Here is a 16,490-nt window from a genome sequence, read left to right as displayed (position 1 = left end):
CGTCATAGCGGAATCTCCTGTTCACCAAGTAACTGGGCGTCCACGCCGTCGCACAGGCAGTGCAGCACCAGGGCATGGACTTCGCGCACACGCGCGGCCCGGTCGTGGGGGACGCTGATCAACACATCGGTCTCGCGCAGCAGCGCAGACAGCTTGCCGCCCGTGCGGCCAGTCAGGGCCACCACGGTCATGTCGCGCTCGTGCGCGGCCTCGGTGGCGGCGATCAGGTTGGCATCGTTGCCGGTGGCCGACAGCAGCAGCAGCACGTCGCCCGCCTGGCCGAGCGCGCGCACTTGGCGGGCAAACTGCTGGGTGGCGTCGTGCACCGCCCCCGCGCCGACGGCGGCCGAGGTGAGCAGGGTGCTATCGGACGAGAGGGCCAGCGCGGCCAGCTCGGGGCGTTCGCGCTCGAAGCCGGTGACGCAGAAGGCGGCGAACTGCCGGGCCTCTGCGGCCGAGGGACCGTTGCCGCAGGCCAGGACCTTGCCGCCGCTGGTCACGCAGGCCAGGATGGCCTGCACGGCGGCAGCGATGGGGTGGCTCAGGGCCTGCGCGGCCTGGTACTTCAGGTCGGCGCTGTCGATGAAATGCTGTTGGATGCGTTGCTCAAGCATGAGGCCCCGATGATACCCGCCGGGTGTTACAGCTTTTGTAGCAAACCGTTGCCGTCTGCCTTGCGCTGGCGGGCTGTGACATAGCCACGCGGACAGCCCGGACTACTGCGCATCGAATGCCGCCTTGAGCCACTGGACCGTGCCCTCCACCAGCACCACGTCGAACCGGCATGGCGGCGGCGACGGCAGGCGCAGCAGGTAGTGGCGCGCCGCAAAAACGATGCGCTGCTGCTTGGCGGCGCTGATGCTCGCGCCCGCCCCGCCGAAGGACGCGCTGGCGCGGCTGCGCACCTCGACGAACACCAGCGTGCCATCCTGATCGCGCAGGATGAGGTCGATCTCGCCACCGCCGCGGCCGGGCGTCCGATAATTGCGCACCACGAGCTGCAGGCCCTGCGCCTGCAGGTACGCCAGGGCCCGGTCTTCTGCCGCATTGCCGCGCTCGCGCGTGGTGGTGCTGGCGGTCGCCGTGGCTGTGGTGCCCGCAGCGCGGCCGGGCGCCGCAGGCGTGGCCGCAGCAGACTTCTTTCTTCCAAGGAAATTCATTGAGCGCTTCTTTCGCTTCAGCCCAGAGCGCCGCGCATGAGGCAGCGGCTGCGCAGCATTATCCGCAGGGCGCGCTGTACGTGGTGGCCACGCCCATCGGCAACCTGGCGGACATCACGCTGCGCGCGCTGCACGTGTTGCAACTGGTGGACGCCGTGGCCTGCGAGGACACGCGCCACACGCAGTCGCTGCTGCGCGCTTACGGTATCGACAAGAACTCCGGGCAACTGCTGGCCGTGCACCAGCACAACGAGGCCGAGGCCGCGCAGGCCGTGGTGCAGCGGCTGCAGCAAGGCCAGCGCGTGGCTTACGTCAGCGACGCCGGCACCCCGGGCGTGAGCGACCCCGGCGCGCGCCTGGTGGCCGCCGTGCAGGCCGCATGCCTGCGGGCCGTGCCCCTGCCGGGCGCCAGCAGCGTGACCACGGCGCTGAGCGTGGCGGGCGCGGTGGCGCACAGCACCGAGCATGGCGGCTTTGTGTTTGCGGGTTTTCTGCCGGTCAAGAACGCCGAGCGGGCCGCCGTCATCCACAAGCAGCTGGCCGGCGAACCCCGCTGCGTGGTGCTGCTGGAGGCCCCCCACCGCATCGGCGAATTGGCCACCGCCCTGGCCGTGCTGGGCGACCGCCCGGTGACGCTGGCGCGCGAGCTGACCAAGCAGTTCGAGGAAGTGACGACCCAGCCCGCGCATGCCCTGGCGGCCTGGCTGGACGGCGGGCCGCAGCGCTCGCGCGGCGAGTTCGTGGTGCTGCTGCACCCGGTGCCCGTGGCGGCCGACGACGGCGAGAGCCTGCGCGTGCTGCGCCTGCTGGTGCAGGAGCTGCCCCTGAAGACCGCCGTGCGGCTGGCGGCCGAGATCACAGGCGCATCGCGCAACGTGCTGTACGACACGGCGCTGGCGTGGAAGCGCGGCGATGCAGCGGGTGTTGAAGACAGCGAAGAGCCGGCAGACTGAATACGGCCTGCATCCAGCATGAAAATGGCCTCTACCGCTTGATAGACAAACGCTAGCAGCTATAAATTTAGTAGCAAATGGATTCAGCAGGTGCGCCGCTCACGGTGCGGCTGCACCCCGTGCCGCGCGCACCTCGCAACGGCCCGATCAGCCCGATGGCTGAACCCACCGAACTCACTGCATCGATTGGATCAACTCGATTCAGCGCATCGGCCCATCAACAACTCAGTCTTTCAGCGCGACACGGCCAGACCCGCCGCCACCCCGCCGAACAAGTCACCCTCGACCTGCGGCGTATCCGGGAAAGCCTCCCTGAGCGCCTGCCGCAGCGGCCGCAGCGCGGACGAGCCGCCCGTCAGGTAGATGGCGTCCACGCCCTGCGGGCCCAGGCCCGCCTGCTGCACGCAGTCGTGCGCGCAGGCCACCACCTGGGCCAGCGGCTGGGCCAGAAACTGCGACAGCCCCTGGGGCGTGACGGCGGCCTGCAGCCCGCGCTCGATCCAGTCGAGCGGCATGGGCGCCTCGGCGTCGGCCAGGGACGCCGCGATCTTGGCCTGCTCCACCGTGTCGGCCATGCGGTGCCCCAGCCGTTCGCGCAGCACGTACATCAGGCGCTCGTACAGGCGCGGGTCCGCGTAGTCGGTGCGCAGGCTCTGCGCGTCGCGCAGCGCCTTGGGCGAGTACAGCCACTGGATCAGGTGCCAGGTCGACAAATCGAAAAACACGCGGCTGGGCACCTCGCGCCCCGACGGCCCGGTGTGGCGAAAGCCCAGCAGCGGCATCAGCAGATCCAGGCTGAGACGCCGGTCGAAGTCCGTGCCGCCCACGTGCACGCCGGTGGTGGCCAGCACGTCGCCGCTGCGGTCGGGCCGCGCAAAACGGTCTGGCCCCAGCCGCACCACGGTGAAGTCGGACGTGCCGCCGCCGATATCCACCACCAGCACGATGGATTCGCGGTCGATGCGCTGCTCGTAGTCGAGCGCGGCGGCGATGGGCTCGAGCTGGAACGACACCTCGGAAAACCCCGCGTCCACCGCAGCCTGCCGCAGCGCGGCCTCGGCCTGCTGGTCGCGCTCGGCATCGTCGTCCACAAAATGCACCGGCCGCCCCATCACCACGCGCGCGGGCATGCCGCCCAGGTCGTCGCAGGCCTTGCCCACCAGCATCCGCAAAAACAGGCTGATGACGTCCTGGTAGCTCACCAGCTTGTCGTGCACAACGGTCTTGTCCTGCAGCAGCGCGCTGCCCAGCAGGCTCTTGAGCGAGCGCATCAACCGCCCCTCGGTGCCCGCCAGGTACTGCGCCACCGCGTCCCGCCCGAAGTGGGTGCGGTGGTCCTCACCGTTGAAGAACAGCGCCGTGGGCAGCGCGCGCGCCTCGCCCTCCAGCGCAATCATCCGGGCCGGGCCCGTGCCCTGGCGCACGGCCATCGCGGAGTTGGAGGTACCGAAGTCGATACCGAGGGTGGTGTCCTGCAAAAGACGCATGGTCATGAAAATATCGCAATGGAAGAACGCTTGCAGCACGCGCTCACACACGCTCGGAACCTGCAGACGAAAAGAAAAGGAGAACGGAAAAGGAGCGTGCGGGGGAAGCCGCGGATGCCGATGGGGTGCGGATACAGGCCACCGAACAGGTCTCGCTGGAGCGCGCGCCCGCAACTTGGGCCCGAATCATAGTGGCGGGCTCGCGGCAATCGCATGCCGTACCCGTGTAACGGGCCCGGAAATGTCAAAAATCGCCGAAAGGCAGGGCCGAACGTGCCCCAAAACGTCACAGTAAGCTCCAGTGCAGCGCTCACGCCGGGCACTGCAGTCCAGCCATGGGCAGTCGCCGATCCGCGTGAAGAGCTGGCCCGTACTGATCAGCGGCTCTGACAATGACATTGCGGGAGCGCAAAAAAACTGCTTGGCAACGGCAAGCGCGTTTGGCGCAGAGGCTGCGCCGGCCCGTGATGCCGCCTGCACCGCGCGCCGCACTAAACTCTCCGGCCCGCCATCCATCGCCGGCTCAAAGCGGGCATCGAATTTGTGGCGCGCATCGATCTGAGACCCGTGTTCCGCCGCGGGAACCGGCGCACCGCGCACAGTGACGCGCCCACTTCAAAACATGGACAGCTCAGGCCTGCCAACCGATCGACACCGAGGATTTGACAGATGAATGCGCCTTCGACAACCGACAACATGCTGGGTGTGGCGCTGGTGACCGGGTCGACCTCGGGCATCGGCGCCGCCATCGCGCGCAGGCTGAACCGCGAAGGCTACGCGGTGGTCCTGCATTCGCGCAGTTCGGCTGACACCGGGCACGCCATGGCCGCCGAGTTGAAACATGCGGTCTACGTGCAAGCCGACCTGGCCCTGGAGGCCGACAGGGTCCGCCTGATGCACGAGGCCATGGCCGCGTGGGGCCGGCTCGACGTGCTGGTCAACAACGCCGGCATCAGCAAAGTCATCCCGCACGCCAACCTGGCGGCAGCCACGTCGGCGGTGTGGCATGAATTGCACGAGGTCAACGTGGTGGCGCCCTTTCACCTCGTCGCCCTGGCCGAGCCGGCCCTGCGCGAGGCAGCGAAGCGCGGCCGTGCCGGCAGCGTCGTCAACATCAGCTCGCACGCGGGGGTGCGGCCCAAGGGCGCGTCCATTCCGTACGCGGTGAGCAAGGCGTCGCTCAACCACCTGACGCGGCTGCTGGCCGTGTCGCTCGGCCCGGACATCCGCGTCAACGCCGTCGCACCGGGCCTGGTCGACACGCCGCTGACGGCGGACTGGAAAGATGCGCAGGCGCTGTGGCGCGACCGCGCCCCCATGCACCGGGCCGCCAGCCCCGACGACATTGCCCACGCCGTGGCCATGCTGGTCGCGTCCGACTACCTGACGGGCGAGGTGTTGCTGTCGGACGGTGGGTTGAATCTGACCTGACGCCCGCAGGCGCTGGCCACCGCACCACGCCCGCCCGCGTCCTCAAGGCCTCATGGCCTCATGGCCTGCCCCTGCAGGATGACGTCGCGTTGCGCTTGCAGCTGCTGATCGGCACCACGCTGATCGCAAAGGCCGTCACAGCACGTTGCCGGCGGGCCTACTTCTCGAAACCGCCCCGGTACCGGGCACTGGCCTGCTCGATGATGTCTGCCAGCGCCGTCAATTCGGACTCGTGCCGCAGGGCGATCTGCTGAAGGCTCTTCTGGCCCTGGGCGGTCAGGTGGATCTCCACCACCCGGCCGTCGTCCGCGTTCTGCCGGCGCACCACCAGCCCCGCCGCCTCGCAGCGCGACACCAAGGCCACCACGCCGTGGTGCTTGGCTTGCAGGCGCTCGGCCAGCTCACTGATGCTGGCCCAGTGGCGCCCCTCCATGCCCTGCGTATGGAGCATGAGCTGGTACTGCAGCACGGTCAATCCGGCCTCTTGGGCGGCGTCCTCGCTAAAGCGCATGAACCGCCGCAGTTGGTACCGGAATTGCGAAAGGCGCTCCAGCTGCGCCTTGTCGATCTTCTTCATGTTGTTATTTCCTGCCGATGAAATCAACGAGCGTGCCGCCAATGTACCCGGCCCATAACCACACGCCAATCTATGTCATGCTGTGATGCAAATAGATCATGCAGTGATATAAATCGCGCTCCTTTGATCAACGACAGTGCAAGGAGACAAAAATGGGGTCAAGAATTCAGGTCCGCAATCAGAAGGACTTCGGCGCCGGATGCATCTACATGCTCGCAGGCCTGGGGTTCAGCATCGGTGCGCTGAGCTACCGCGTGGGGGACGCTGCCCGCATGGGCCCGGGTTGGTTCCCGTTGTGGATCGGCGTACTGCTGGTGCTGATCGGACTGGCGCTCGCAGCGGGCTCGTTGAAACCCTCTGCAGCGCAAGAGAAGGTCAAGCGCCCCGAGTTCGGCAGCATCGCCTGGATCCTGGGTGCGGTGGTGCTCTTCGGTGTGCTGCTGCAGCCCGCGGGCCTGGTCCTGTCGCTGGTGGTGCTGGTGGTCGTCTCCAGCATGGCCAGCCATGAGTTCACCTGGCGGGCGGCGCTGTTGAACGCGGCGCTGCTGAGCGCCTTCAGCGTGGGTGTTTTCATCAAAGGCATCAACCTGCAGATCGGCCTGTGGCCGGCCTTTCTGGGTTGAAGGGAGCACGCCATGGAACTGCTCTCCAACCTGGCCCTCGGCTTTGAAACCGCACTCAGCCTGCAGAACGTCATCTACGCGCTGGTGGGGTGCCTGCTGGGCACGCTCATCGGGGTGCTTCCGGGCCTGGGCCCTTCGACCACCATCGCGATGCTGCTTCCCATCACCTATTCGCTGGAGCCGGTATCCGCGCTGATCATGCTGGCCGGCATCTACTACGGCGCGCAGTACGGCGGCTCCACCACGGCCATCCTGGTCAACCTGCCGGGCGAATCATCGTCCGTGGTCACCGCCATCGACGGCTACCAGATGGCACGCAAGGGCCGCGCCGGCGCGGCGCTGGCCACGGCGGGCATCAGCTCGTTCCTCGCCGGATGTTTTGCGACCCTGGTGCTGGCCGCCTTCGCGGTACCCATGGCCGAGCTGGCGTTCAAGTTCGGGCCGGCGGAATACTTCTCGCTGATGGTCCTGGGGCTTGTGGGCGCGGTCGTGCTGGCCTCGGGTTCGTTGTTGAAAGCCGTGGGCATGATCCTGCTGGGCCTGGTGCTGGGGCTGGTGGGCACCGACGTCAACTCCGGCACGGCCCGCTATTCCTTCGGCGTGCCCGAACTCACCGACGGCATCAACTTCGTCGCGCTGGCGATGGGCATCTTCGGCTTTGCAGAAATCATCGCCAATGTGGAGCAGCGCGAGCACCGTGAGACCTTCACCAGCGGGGTGATGAAGCTGTTCCCGACCAAAGACGACTTTCGCCGCTTCATCCCGGCGGCCGCACGTGGCACCGCGCTGGGCACGGTGCTGGGCATGCTGCCGGGCGGTGGTGCCACGCTGTCGTCTTTTGCCTCGTACACGCTGGAAAAGAAGCTGTCGAGCCGCAGCCACGAGTTCGGCCACGGCGCCATCGAGGGCGTGGCCGGCCCCGAGGCCGCCAATAATGCGGGCGCCCAAACATCGTTCGTGCCGCTGCTGACGCTGGGCATCCCATCGAACGTCGTCATGGCGCTGATGGTGGGCGCCATGACCATCCACAACATCCAGCCCGGCCCGCAGGTGATGACGAGCAACCCGGAACTGTTCTGGGGCCTGATCGCATCGATGTGGATCGGCAACGCGATGCTGATCGTGTTGAACCTGCCCCTGGTCGGGCTGTGGGTGAAGCTGCTGAAGGTGCCCTACCGCCTGCTGTACCCCGCCATACTGGTGTTCTGCTGCATCGGGGTCTACTCGATCAACAACAACACCTTCGACGTGTTCGTGACGGCGGCGCTGGGCGTGGCGGGCTACCTGTTCGCCCGTTTCGGCATGGAGCCTGCCCCGCTGCTGCTGGGCTTTGTGCTGGGGCCCATGATGGAAGAGAACCTGCGCCGGGCACTGCTGCTCTCGCGCGGCGACTTCGCCACGTTTGTGGAGCGGCCCATCTCCCTGGGGCTGCTGATCGCCACGCTGATCCTCCTGGCCATAGTGGCGCTGCCGGCGGTGAAGAAGCGGCGGGAAGAGGCGTTTCAGGAAGCGTAAGAAGGCGGCCTGAGGCTAGAGCAAAGCCCTCACCTCGGCCCGCACCTCACGCCATGCCGCCGGGCCGCACCCAGGCTAGCGGCTCTCGCCCATCAAGCTGTTGGAAGGCAAGGTCTCGTCCAGCAGCTTGCGCGCCGTCTCCGCGCCGGCCACGGGCAGGCCTGCGGGGTCGAGCAGTCCGACCTGCACCAGCACGCTGGCCTGATCCCAGTAGATGTGCTCGTGGTAGAGCTTATCGCCGCGGAACTTCACCACCGCCAGCAGCGGTATCACCACGCGCCGGCCCGTGGGCGCCACGCCGGGCAGCATCCACGGGATCTCGGTGGTGTGGGTGAAGCTAAACAGCATTTCGTCCACCACTTGCGTGGCCCCGACCGTGCGGGAGATCGGGGTCAGGCTCGTGTCCGGCGGGTTGCTGTTGACGAAGTGGCGTGTGTAGAAGTCGTGCAGGTGCTTGTAACCCACTCCGCCCGTCATGGTGGGGATGTGGTTCACATACGGTTCGGCCACCATGGTGGCCATGGTGGCGTCCACGTCGCGGGTGGCGAACTCGTATTCGCAGTGCTTGTCCCACAGCGCCGACAGGTCGTAGTGCGGGCCCATCTCGCGCCGCAGCGCGGCCACGCTGCGCTGGTGCGCCATGAGGGCCGACGGCTTGTGAAAATGGTCGCCGCCCACGCGGGCGAAGGCATGGTCGGTACCGGGGTAGACGTACAGCTCCACGTTCTCGCGGCCCGACAGGGCCTGCACGATGGCGTCCCGCGCTGGCGGCGGGCAGAAGCCATCGAGCTCGGCGATGTGCAGCACCAGGCGGCACCGGATGCCGGGCGCCTCGGCCAGCGCGGCCTCGATGCCCACGCCGTAATAGCCCACGGCCACGTCGGCGTCGGTGCGGCAGGCCGCAAGATAGGCCAGCTTGCCGCCCAGGCAAAAGCCCAGCACACCGACCTTGCCCAGGCCGCCCGCGCTGCCAGCACTGCCCGCGCTCTGGACCTCGGGCCGCGCGCGCAAGGCAGTGATGGCGGTTTGCAGGTCGTCCACGCCCTTGGCTTCATCGAAGCCCTGGTACAGCGCGAATGCGCGCGGCATGTCGGTGGCGGCGTCCAGTTCGACCTCAGGCTCTTGCCGCCAGAACAGGTCGGGCACCAGCACGACGTAGCCTTCTTCTGCGTAGTAGTCGGCCACGTCGCGCATGGTGGCATTGACGCCAAAGATCTCCTGCGCGATCACCAGGCCGGGACCGCTGCCGCTGGCAGGGGTGGCGAGGTAGGCGCGAAAGCGGCCGCTGCCGTCGGCGGCGTCCAGCGTGGTCCATTGTCCTGGCATGGGATGTCCTTCTTGGTGGGATAAGAGTCGGGGCGAATCGTTTCAGACACCGGTGCCCGCTGCAGCGCGGGCGGCCAGTGGCGCACCGGCAGCTGCACCCGCATGCCGGGCCAGCAACCGTCGGGTGACCACAGCATAGTCGGCGGGGTTCACCGGCTCCAGCCATTGCCTGAAACGCGTGACGGCGCCGAGCGGCAAGCCCATGTCCTGCAGCAGCTCGTCGATGTTGTGCACCGAGAACGGGATGATGTTGGTGCCCTTGGAATGCTTGCCATCGGTGCGCTCCTCCATCCAGGCCAGGCGCCGGTCGATCTGCGCATTCATGTCGGCCTGGGACGGCAGCTGCAGGCCGCCGCGCAGGTGGTTGGCCAGCCACAACGCACCCACCTCGCAGTTGAGCTGGCTGAAGAACGAGGAGTTGTAGCCATTGAAGGCCAGGCGCGGCATGCCCACCGGCAGGATGGAGCGGTACAGCCGGAAGTTGCCGCGCGCATCGGTGATGCGCTGCATCACGCCAGTGTCGAAAAACGGCACCTGCTGGTGCCAGCCGGTGCCGCAGACCACGATGTCGGCCGGCACCGTCTCGCCATTGCTCAGCACGGCCTGGCCGGGCTGCAGCTCGCGGATGGTCAAGCCTTTGCGCACGCCGAGAGCTCCTGCGGCCACCTTTTCGTAAAAGCCATCGGTCACCAGGCTCACGGTGCTGCGGGCGATGGTCTCCAGCGGTGTGCCCGGGTGCAGGCCGATCTCGCGCAGCTTCAGTTGCCGGGTGACCACCGACTCGACACTGCCCAGCATGGAGTTGCGCACCGGCAGGCCCGCACCGTGCAGGAATTTCTCAAAACCCTTGGGCTCGATGTACTTGAACAGCGCCTCGCCCATGCGCGTGAGCAGCAGGAACTTGAAGTTCAGCACGTTCATGAACTTCTTGGGAATCTTCCAGATCAGGTGGCGCGCGAGCACCGTGGTACTGGCACTGTCGGCCGCAATGGCGTTGGCCACGTCGCACGACGACTTGCCGTAGCCCACCACCAGCACATGCTTGCCGCGTGCATCGCTCGCGTCGTTGAACTGGCTGGTATGGCACACGCGCCCGCCCGCCGCCACGAAGGAGTCCGCACCCGGATAGTGCGGCACGGCGGGCTCGCTGAAGATGCCGTTGCACACCACCAGGTAGTCGAAGCGGTGCGTCTGGGTCTGACCCTGCGTTTGCGCCTGCGTGGGCGTCACGCCATCGCCCTGCCCTTGCGCAGGCCGCGTCTGCACCGTCCACGTGCCGGCATCTTCATCCAGCACCGCGCTCTCCACCACCGTGGACATGCGCAGGTGGGGCACCAGGCCGAAGTGCTCTGCATACGATTGCAGATAGGCCTGCACCTGCTCGCCCGACGGCCATTCGGGGTACTGCGCCGGCATCGGAAAGTCCGACAGCGCGTAGGTGGTGCGCGGGTTCTGCGTGGTCAGGCCCGGATAGCGGCGCGATGCGGCCCACACGCCGCCCACGTCGGGCTCTTTTTCGAACACCGTCACCTCAAAGCCAAAGGCGCGCAGCACCTTGGCGGTGGACAGGCCGGCAAATCCGGCACCGACGATGCCTACGGATCGAATGGTCATGGCGGCTGCTCCTTCACGACATCAGTTGGGGAATGGCGGGGGTATAGGACTCGGGGCCCATGGCCGAGTAGCCGCCGTCGCAGGCATAGTCGGCCCCCGTCACGAAGCTGGCCAGGTCCGAGCACAGGAACAGCACCACGTTGGCCACTTCGGCCGGGTCGCCCACGCGGCGCAGCAGGTGAAACGGCGCGGCCACGCGGTCGGTCTTGGCGCGGTCGCCGCCGGTGAGCTGGTCCATGATGGCCGACCACGTCCAGCCCGGGGAGACGCTGTTCACGCGCACACCCTCCCCCGCCAAGTCCATGGCCATGCTGCGCGTCAGCTGCACCATGGCCGCCTTGCCCACGGGGTAGAGCCAGCGCCCGGTCTGCGCCACGCCCGAGGAAATGCTGGTGAAGTTGACCACCGCACCGCCGCCCGCACGCTGAAAATGCGGGCGCACGGCCTTGAGCACCATCACTGCGCTGACCAGGTTCACGTTGAGCGAAGCCAGCCAGTCCTCCCGCGGCGATGCAATGCCATCGTCCAGATAGGAGCAGGCCAGGTTCACCAGGTAATGGACCCCGCCGTGGCGCTCTGCAGCTTCGGCCACGCAGGCGGCGATCTCCGCGTCGCTGGTGATGTCGGTGCGCCGAAACAGCACGCCGGCACCCAGTTCATCCGCCAATGCCTGCCCGGCTTCTGCGTTGATGTCGGCCACCATGACCCTCACCCCCGCCTGGTGCAGTGCGCGCACCACCCCGGCCCCGATGAGCGTGGCGCCCCCCGTCACGATGGCGCTCTTGCCGCGCATTCCTTCGAACCCCTGGACCATGATGGTGACTCCTGTGCGTTGCGCCCCGGGCAGTGCGCCCGGCGGCCTTTGCTGCGCTGCAGCAGCGTTTACACGCCGACACAGTCGCGCCGATTGCCCCGGGGTAACGCTCTTGCGCAGGGCTCGGGGCCTGCACAAGAATAGAAAAGGAGCCGGCCCGACCGCATCCGGAAAGCGCAGGCGGTGTCCCTAAAACGCAGTATTTCGTTCGCACCGCCGCCGTGGCGCACCCGCTGCATGCAGCACACGATCCACCGACCGCCCGACCGACCGACCGACGCACGCCCACGCCGCAAAGACCATGGACATCGCCCCGCAGAGCACCGCCGCCGACCGGCTACCGCTGCAGCGCTATCGCCTGTTCGACAGCCACGACCTGGACGAAGCGCGCGAGTTCGTGGGCCGCGTGTTCTGCCCGCACGACCTGGCCACCCTGCACCCCGGCGACAGGCTGGACGCATGCCACCACAGCGCCCCGCTGCACCGCCATGTCAGCCTGAACTATGTGCAGTACGGCCCTGCAGTGCGCATCGAGCCCGGATACCTGCGCAGTTTTTATTTGCTGCAGATACCGCTGCGCGGCGGCGCCACGGTCCGCTGCGGCGGGCAAACGGTGGAGTCGCACACGCTGATGGCCTCGGTACCCTCGCCCACCGAGCCGCTGTCCATGCGCTGGCATGAAGACAGCCCGCAGTTCATCGTCAAGATTGAGCGCGACGCGCTGCACGCCCGCTTGTCGGACCTGCTGCAAGCGCCGGTGCAGCAGCCCCTGGTGTTCGACCTGGGCATGGACCTGGCCAACCCCGCACTCATGGGCATGGCCAGCTTCATCGCCTACCTGCGTTCGGCGGTGGAAACCAGTGCGTTCCTGCTGGGGCACCCGGTGCTGGCGGAACAGGCCGAGAACCACCTGCTCACCAGCCTGCTGCTGTCCGCGCAGCACAACCACTCGGCAGTGCTTGCCGCTGGCGCAGGCGCGGGCGCATCCACAGCCGGCGCCGGGCGCGTGGTGCTGCCACGTGCCGTCAAGCGCGCACAGGAATTCATGCACAGCCAACTGGAGCTGCCCATCACCCTTGCCGACGTGTGCGCCCATGTGGGCACCAGCGCCCGGTCGTTGCAGCAGGCCTTCGCCCAATGCACAGGCAAAAGCCCCATGGCCTTTCTGCGCGACCTGCGGCTGGATGCCGCCCGCGCCGCACTGCAGCAGCCCACCAGCGCAGACCGCGCCCCGCACGTAGCGGACATTGCAGCGCGCTATGGGTTCTTTCATCTGGGGCACTTTGCAGTGGGCTACCGCAAGCGGTTTGGAGAGACGCCGTCGGATACGCGGCAGCGGGGGTGTGGGGGGGCACTGATTGAGCCGGGGATTCGGAGGCCGACGCCGAGGGAGTAGTCGATGTGACGTGGCCGGCGAACCCAGGGGAATACGTCGTCGGGTCAGAAAAGCAAAAGCCCAGTTGGATTGAACTGGGGCTTATCGGATTTGGTGGCTTAGGCTCTACAAGAAGGCGCCCAGAAGCACGCGCGGAATCTAGAAACTATTATTTGATAGCACCACAGTGCTCCCCCAGAGTTCCCCCAAATTCGACAAAGTACGGTCATACGATTGACGCTCAATCGGAGGCCTCACAAGAGAGCAAAGCCTGAAACGTTGCGTCACCTTGCGTGTCCGTTGTGGGCTGCGGACTAGGGCAAGATGAGTTCCGTGTCCTTTTCGGGAATAGTCAATCTGACGCCAGGTTTGGGCAATGGCGTGCCGTTGACCGATTTCGCCGCAATCAGCCATCGGTCTCCCCAACGCAACTGCACTTCTACGGACAAGGTATTCACCGCGCGTTCGCAAATAGGCTGCGGGTCTGCGCCGGTCAGTTTTTCGAGACGCTTCGCTGCTGCAATTACGGTCGCACAGGTGCTTGTCGGAACCAGAATTTCAACGGTTCCCGGCAGTCGCAAACCGACTTGAGATGCCACGACTGCGGTCACATACCTGGGTCCCGCCACAGCCATAACAATCAACCCTGACGAGAAAAAACATAGGGCCAATACAGCCACAGGGGCAGCACGCACATAGGTGACAGCTGCATTTGCGCATATCAACACCACAGTTGCGCCGCACCATAATGCAATCGTCCAAACCCCGGGGTCGCCGAGGAGGCCAAGCCTAGCCGAATGTGCCCCAATCAAGAGGACTCCGAGAGACACCAACGGACCTCCCAATAGCAACGCGACTATTGCCAAGAGGAAGCCCTCTGTCTCCCTCCTAGGCTGCTCACGCCAGAGCCTCGCAAGTGTCCAGACTATTGCGCACAGACCGCAAACGGCGCACAACACAGAAAACCACAACCCTAACGGCCGGAAAAAGATTCCCATCAACAAGAAGAATGGACCCAGTTGCCCGAGAAGGGTGGTTCTCCAATTAAGGTTCTTTACCTCATATACAACCGCTGTCGCCACAACGCCGAACATCAAGACCGTTATCAAGGTCCAGAGCAACAAGAGCCACACCGACGAAATACCGGCCAAACCCAAAAGCCCGAGCAAATTAGTTGGCACATAGCCAACGAAGATCAGGTATCCAAGCAAAGGCATGCAGCCGACTACAAAAAACAGCGCACCTACCCATTTCCAAGGCAGCCCGCTCGTTACCGCCTCGACCTTCCGCATGGTGCTCAGTATCGCTGGCTCACGTCTTTCGGCTTGACTCAGTCGAGTGCGCCAACGCGCGGACCAATCAGCCCGCCCTGCCTTTTGATTTGTCATGTCCCCTCCATCGAATCAAATTGAAAAACCCTCGTCAGCCATCGCAATGTCATCATTCGGGGCTCGTGATTTCAAATCGCATGGCACGGCCAAAGTTGGATGACCTCAGCGTCATTACCGCATGTGTAGAGCTCAAACACATGCTGATTCGCTTCGTTTATCCGCGGCCAAATGGCAAAAGTACGCGCCAATCGCGATAATGCCCTGTTCTCGCACATCTTCAACTAGGCCAGGGATGGAGTCCCACCACAGAACAAACAGGGCGCTCGCGCTGTGTCACTGATGAGGAAGCGAACGCGTACTGGCCAACGCGCATCCCACGGTGATAGGTGCCATAGATATTGCCTTGCTAACGGGGCAACGGCCGACCGATGTGCTTAAGATCAAGCGCACCGATATTCGGGATGGCGCATTGTGGATCCTGCAGAACAAGACCGGAGCACGCCTGGGGCATCGAGATTACCGGCGAGCTGGCGGCCGTCATGGGCCGCATCAACCAGCGACCCAGGAAGGCCATTAGCGCGTCTTTGTCGGGATATTTGGGCGAAGGCCGCGACCGACACCGGCGACCTTGCTCACTCGCAGAAGCTGCTGGCGTAAAAGAATCGGGAGATGACCGAGCACTACGCGAACGCTCGGATGGGTGAACGGGTGCGCCCGCTCCGCTAGTGCAGCAGAATGGTCGCCACCCGATGGAGACCTACCCATGTCCGTGCCTGCAATCCCTTCGCTGGTCTTTGTACCCAGCGAAGATCCATATGACCCTGAGGCTCTATACGCAATTGCGACCGCTTACGCTCGCGCGGGGCTGCTGGTGAGCGACTACGGCAAGCGCTGTGAGGAAATGGCTTTGACCTTCCCGGCAGTCGTTTGCTCCAGCTTCGCACTCGAGCTTTTTCTGAAGTTCTTTTTGATGGTGGACCTTATTGACCGAGGAGAGTCATCGGAAAAAGTCAGCTTTGGCCACGCCATCCCTCCACTATGGTCAAAGGTGGCGCCCGCACACAAAACGCTCATCGGAGGGATGTTCGGTCACTTAAACCCAGAACCCTATTCAACAGGCCCCGACATTCGCCTTGAATCTTTTGAAAGGGCTCTTGAAACCCTTGGGAAACAGCCTTTCGTGCAATGGCGATATGCGCATGAACTGAAGGGACCGCAACTGATGTCGCATGCCACGATCAGCCTTGTGGTCGATACCTTCTGGCGAGCCGCCGCATACATCGTGCAAAGGAACCGAAGCCAATGGCAGCCGGGAGTGGCACCGGATGCAACGTGGGTTGAATCAACCTCGCTCCGCTGAATTGTAAAAACCGACGTTGAATGTAGAAGCGCCCCAGAACCCTTTCGGGCGCTGGGGCGCATGCTGACTGGTGGCCTGGGGCGGAATCGAACCACCGACACAAGGATTTTCAATCCTCTGCTCTACCGACTGAGCTACCGGGCCTGAGCCTCAAATTATAACCAGAAAAAAATGGCTTTCTGGCGATGAACGGAAATTTTTGACGATGCCTGAAGATCAACCGCGCTTGCCGCGGCCCAGGTCCACGCCCAGCTGCCGCAGCTTGCGGTACAGGTGGGTGCGTTCCAGGCCGGTCTTTTCGGCCACGCGGGTCATGGAGCCGCCTTCGCGGGCCAGGTGGAATTCGAAGTAGGCCTTCTCGAAGCCGTCACGCGCTTCGCGCAGGGGGCGGTCGAGGTCGAAGCCCTGGTGGGCGTGGGGGCCGGCGTCCACACCGGCCATCACGGTCGACACGGCGGGGAGCTGGGCGAAGGTGGGGTCTGCCGGGGGCTGGACGGGTGCCTGGGCGGCGGCGGGTGCAGCCTGGTGGGCGGCGTTGCGGGCCAGGCCCTGCTCCACTGCCTTGAGCAGCTTTTGCAGGGTGATGGGCTTTTCCAGGAAGGAGAAGGCACCGATGCGGGTGGCTTCGACCGCGGTGTCGATGGTGGCGTGGCCGCTCATCATGATCACGGGCATGGTCAGCACGCCGGCGGTGGCCCATTCCTTGAGCAGGGAGACGCCGTCGGTGTCGGGCATCCAGATGTCGAGCAGCACGAGGTCGTAGCTGTTCCCGGCCCGGGCGCTGCGCGCCTGGGTGGCGTTTTCTGCAAGGTCTACGCTGTGACCTTCGTCGTTCAGGATTTCCGACAGCAGATCACGAATGCCGAGCTCATCGTCGACCACCAGAATGTTTGCCATGTGTGTAGAAACGCCTTGGGAAGTACT

15 protein-coding genes and 1 tRNA gene are annotated in these 16,490 nt (G+C 65.4%); 6 read left to right on the top strand and 10 right to left on the bottom strand.

Annotated elements, in window-relative coordinates:
• Nucleotides 1–2: 2 nt before the first annotated feature.
• Nucleotides 3–614 carry an SIS domain-containing protein gene (locus ACSQ3N_RS02750; RefSeq protein ID WP_056165057.1) on the bottom strand — a complete coding sequence of 204 codons (612 nt, stop codon included), beginning with the start codon at nt 612–614 and terminating at the stop codon, nt 3–5.
• Nucleotides 615–716: 102 nt separating this feature from the next.
• Nucleotides 717–1,160, bottom strand: a complete 444-nt coding sequence (locus ACSQ3N_RS02745) for a YraN family protein (RefSeq protein ID WP_436127688.1) — start codon at nt 1,158–1,160, stop codon at nt 717–719.
• Between ACSQ3N_RS02745 and rsmI the strand changes: the two genes are divergently transcribed.
• Complete coding sequence (gene rsmI, locus ACSQ3N_RS02740; RefSeq protein ID WP_436145519.1) at nt 1,160–2,113, top strand: 16S rRNA (cytidine(1402)-2'-O)-methyltransferase; 954 nt, start codon at nt 1,160–1,162, stop codon at nt 2,111–2,113. The two genes, ACSQ3N_RS02745 and rsmI, sit on opposite strands and share 1 nt — an antisense overlap.
• 233 nt (nt 2,114–2,346) lie before the next feature.
• Here the strand turns inward: rsmI and ACSQ3N_RS02735 are convergent, their stop codons facing one another.
• Nucleotides 2,347–3,600 (bottom strand): Hsp70 family protein, encoded by a 1,254-nt coding sequence (locus tag ACSQ3N_RS02735; RefSeq protein ID WP_436147908.1) that lies wholly within the window; start codon nt 3,598–3,600, stop codon nt 2,347–2,349.
• Nucleotides 3,601–4,269: 669 nt separating this feature from the next.
• Here ACSQ3N_RS02735 and ACSQ3N_RS02730 point away from each other — a divergent pair.
• Nucleotides 4,270–5,031 carry an SDR family NAD(P)-dependent oxidoreductase gene (locus ACSQ3N_RS02730; protein ID WP_436145518.1) on the top strand — a complete coding sequence of 254 codons (762 nt, stop codon included), beginning with the start codon at nt 4,270–4,272 and terminating at the stop codon, nt 5,029–5,031.
• Nucleotides 5,032–5,188: 157 nt separating this feature from the next.
• On the opposite strand, the gene ACSQ3N_RS02725 is transcribed toward ACSQ3N_RS02730, so the two are convergent.
• Nucleotides 5,189–5,608, bottom strand: a complete 420-nt coding sequence (locus tag ACSQ3N_RS02725) for a MarR family winged helix-turn-helix transcriptional regulator (RefSeq protein WP_436145517.1) — start codon at nt 5,606–5,608, stop codon at nt 5,189–5,191.
• Between the two features lie 164 nt (nt 5,609–5,772).
• Between ACSQ3N_RS02725 and ACSQ3N_RS02720 the strand changes: the two genes are divergently transcribed.
• Entirely contained in the window at nt 5,773–6,231 is a 459-nt protein-coding gene (locus ACSQ3N_RS02720; RefSeq protein WP_436147907.1) for a tripartite tricarboxylate transporter TctB family protein, read from the top strand.
• A 12-nt stretch (nt 6,232–6,243) separates the two neighbouring features.
• Entirely contained in the window at nt 6,244–7,746 is a 1,503-nt protein-coding gene (locus ACSQ3N_RS02715; RefSeq protein ID WP_436145516.1) for a tripartite tricarboxylate transporter permease, read from the top strand.
• 75 nt (nt 7,747–7,821) lie between these two features.
• Here the strand turns inward: ACSQ3N_RS02715 and ACSQ3N_RS02710 are convergent, their stop codons facing one another.
• From ACSQ3N_RS02710 to ACSQ3N_RS02700, 3 genes are read right to left on the bottom strand one after another with little or no spacing between them, the layout of a single operon-like run.
• A complete protein-coding gene (locus tag ACSQ3N_RS02710) occupies nt 7,822–9,072 on the bottom strand; it encodes a dienelactone hydrolase family protein (RefSeq protein ID WP_436145515.1) in 1,251 nt (416 codons plus the stop codon).
• Nucleotides 9,073–9,114: 42 nt separating this feature from the next.
• Nucleotides 9,115–10,686 carry a flavin-containing monooxygenase gene (locus ACSQ3N_RS02705; protein ID WP_436145514.1) on the bottom strand — a complete coding sequence of 524 codons (1,572 nt, stop codon included), beginning with the start codon at nt 10,684–10,686 and terminating at the stop codon, nt 9,115–9,117.
• Nucleotides 10,687–10,699: 13 nt separating this feature from the next.
• Nucleotides 10,700–11,500 (bottom strand): SDR family oxidoreductase, encoded by an 801-nt coding sequence (locus ACSQ3N_RS02700; RefSeq protein WP_396505174.1) that lies wholly within the window; start codon nt 11,498–11,500, stop codon nt 10,700–10,702.
• A 301-nt stretch (nt 11,501–11,801) separates the two neighbouring features.
• On the opposite strand from ACSQ3N_RS02700, the gene ACSQ3N_RS02695 reads away from it, so the two are divergent.
• Complete coding sequence (locus ACSQ3N_RS02695; RefSeq protein WP_436145513.1) at nt 11,802–12,896, top strand: AraC family transcriptional regulator; 1,095 nt, start codon at nt 11,802–11,804, stop codon at nt 12,894–12,896.
• A gap of 293 nt (nt 12,897–13,189) precedes the next feature.
• On the opposite strand, the gene ACSQ3N_RS02690 is transcribed toward ACSQ3N_RS02695, so the two are convergent.
• Complete coding sequence (locus ACSQ3N_RS02690; protein WP_156371990.1) at nt 13,190–14,167, bottom strand: hypothetical protein; 978 nt, start codon at nt 14,165–14,167, stop codon at nt 13,190–13,192.
• A gap of 802 nt (nt 14,168–14,969) precedes the next feature.
• Between ACSQ3N_RS02690 and ACSQ3N_RS02685 the strand changes: the two genes are divergently transcribed.
• Nucleotides 14,970–15,566, top strand: a complete 597-nt coding sequence (locus ACSQ3N_RS02685; RefSeq protein WP_156371989.1) for a hypothetical protein — start codon at nt 14,970–14,972, stop codon at nt 15,564–15,566.
• A gap of 68 nt (nt 15,567–15,634) precedes the next feature.
• Here the strand turns inward: ACSQ3N_RS02685 and ACSQ3N_RS02680 are convergent.
• Together ACSQ3N_RS02680 and ACSQ3N_RS02675 are read right to left on the bottom strand one after the other, a co-directional pair.
• Nucleotides 15,635–15,710, bottom strand: a tRNA-Phe gene (locus ACSQ3N_RS02680).
• A 72-nt stretch (nt 15,711–15,782) separates the two neighbouring features.
• Nucleotides 15,783–16,463, bottom strand: coding sequence for a response regulator (locus tag ACSQ3N_RS02675; protein WP_056165023.1), 681 nt, complete (start codon nt 16,461–16,463; stop codon nt 15,783–15,785).
• Nucleotides 16,464–16,490 lie beyond the last annotated feature (27 nt).

Source organism: Acidovorax sp. LjRoot194 (genome assembly GCF_964253015.1).
Lineage (GTDB): Bacteria > Pseudomonadota > Gammaproteobacteria > Burkholderiales > Burkholderiaceae_C > Acidovorax.
Note: the sequence above shows the minus strand (reverse complement) of the source record. Positions and strands in the feature narration are given on the sequence as shown.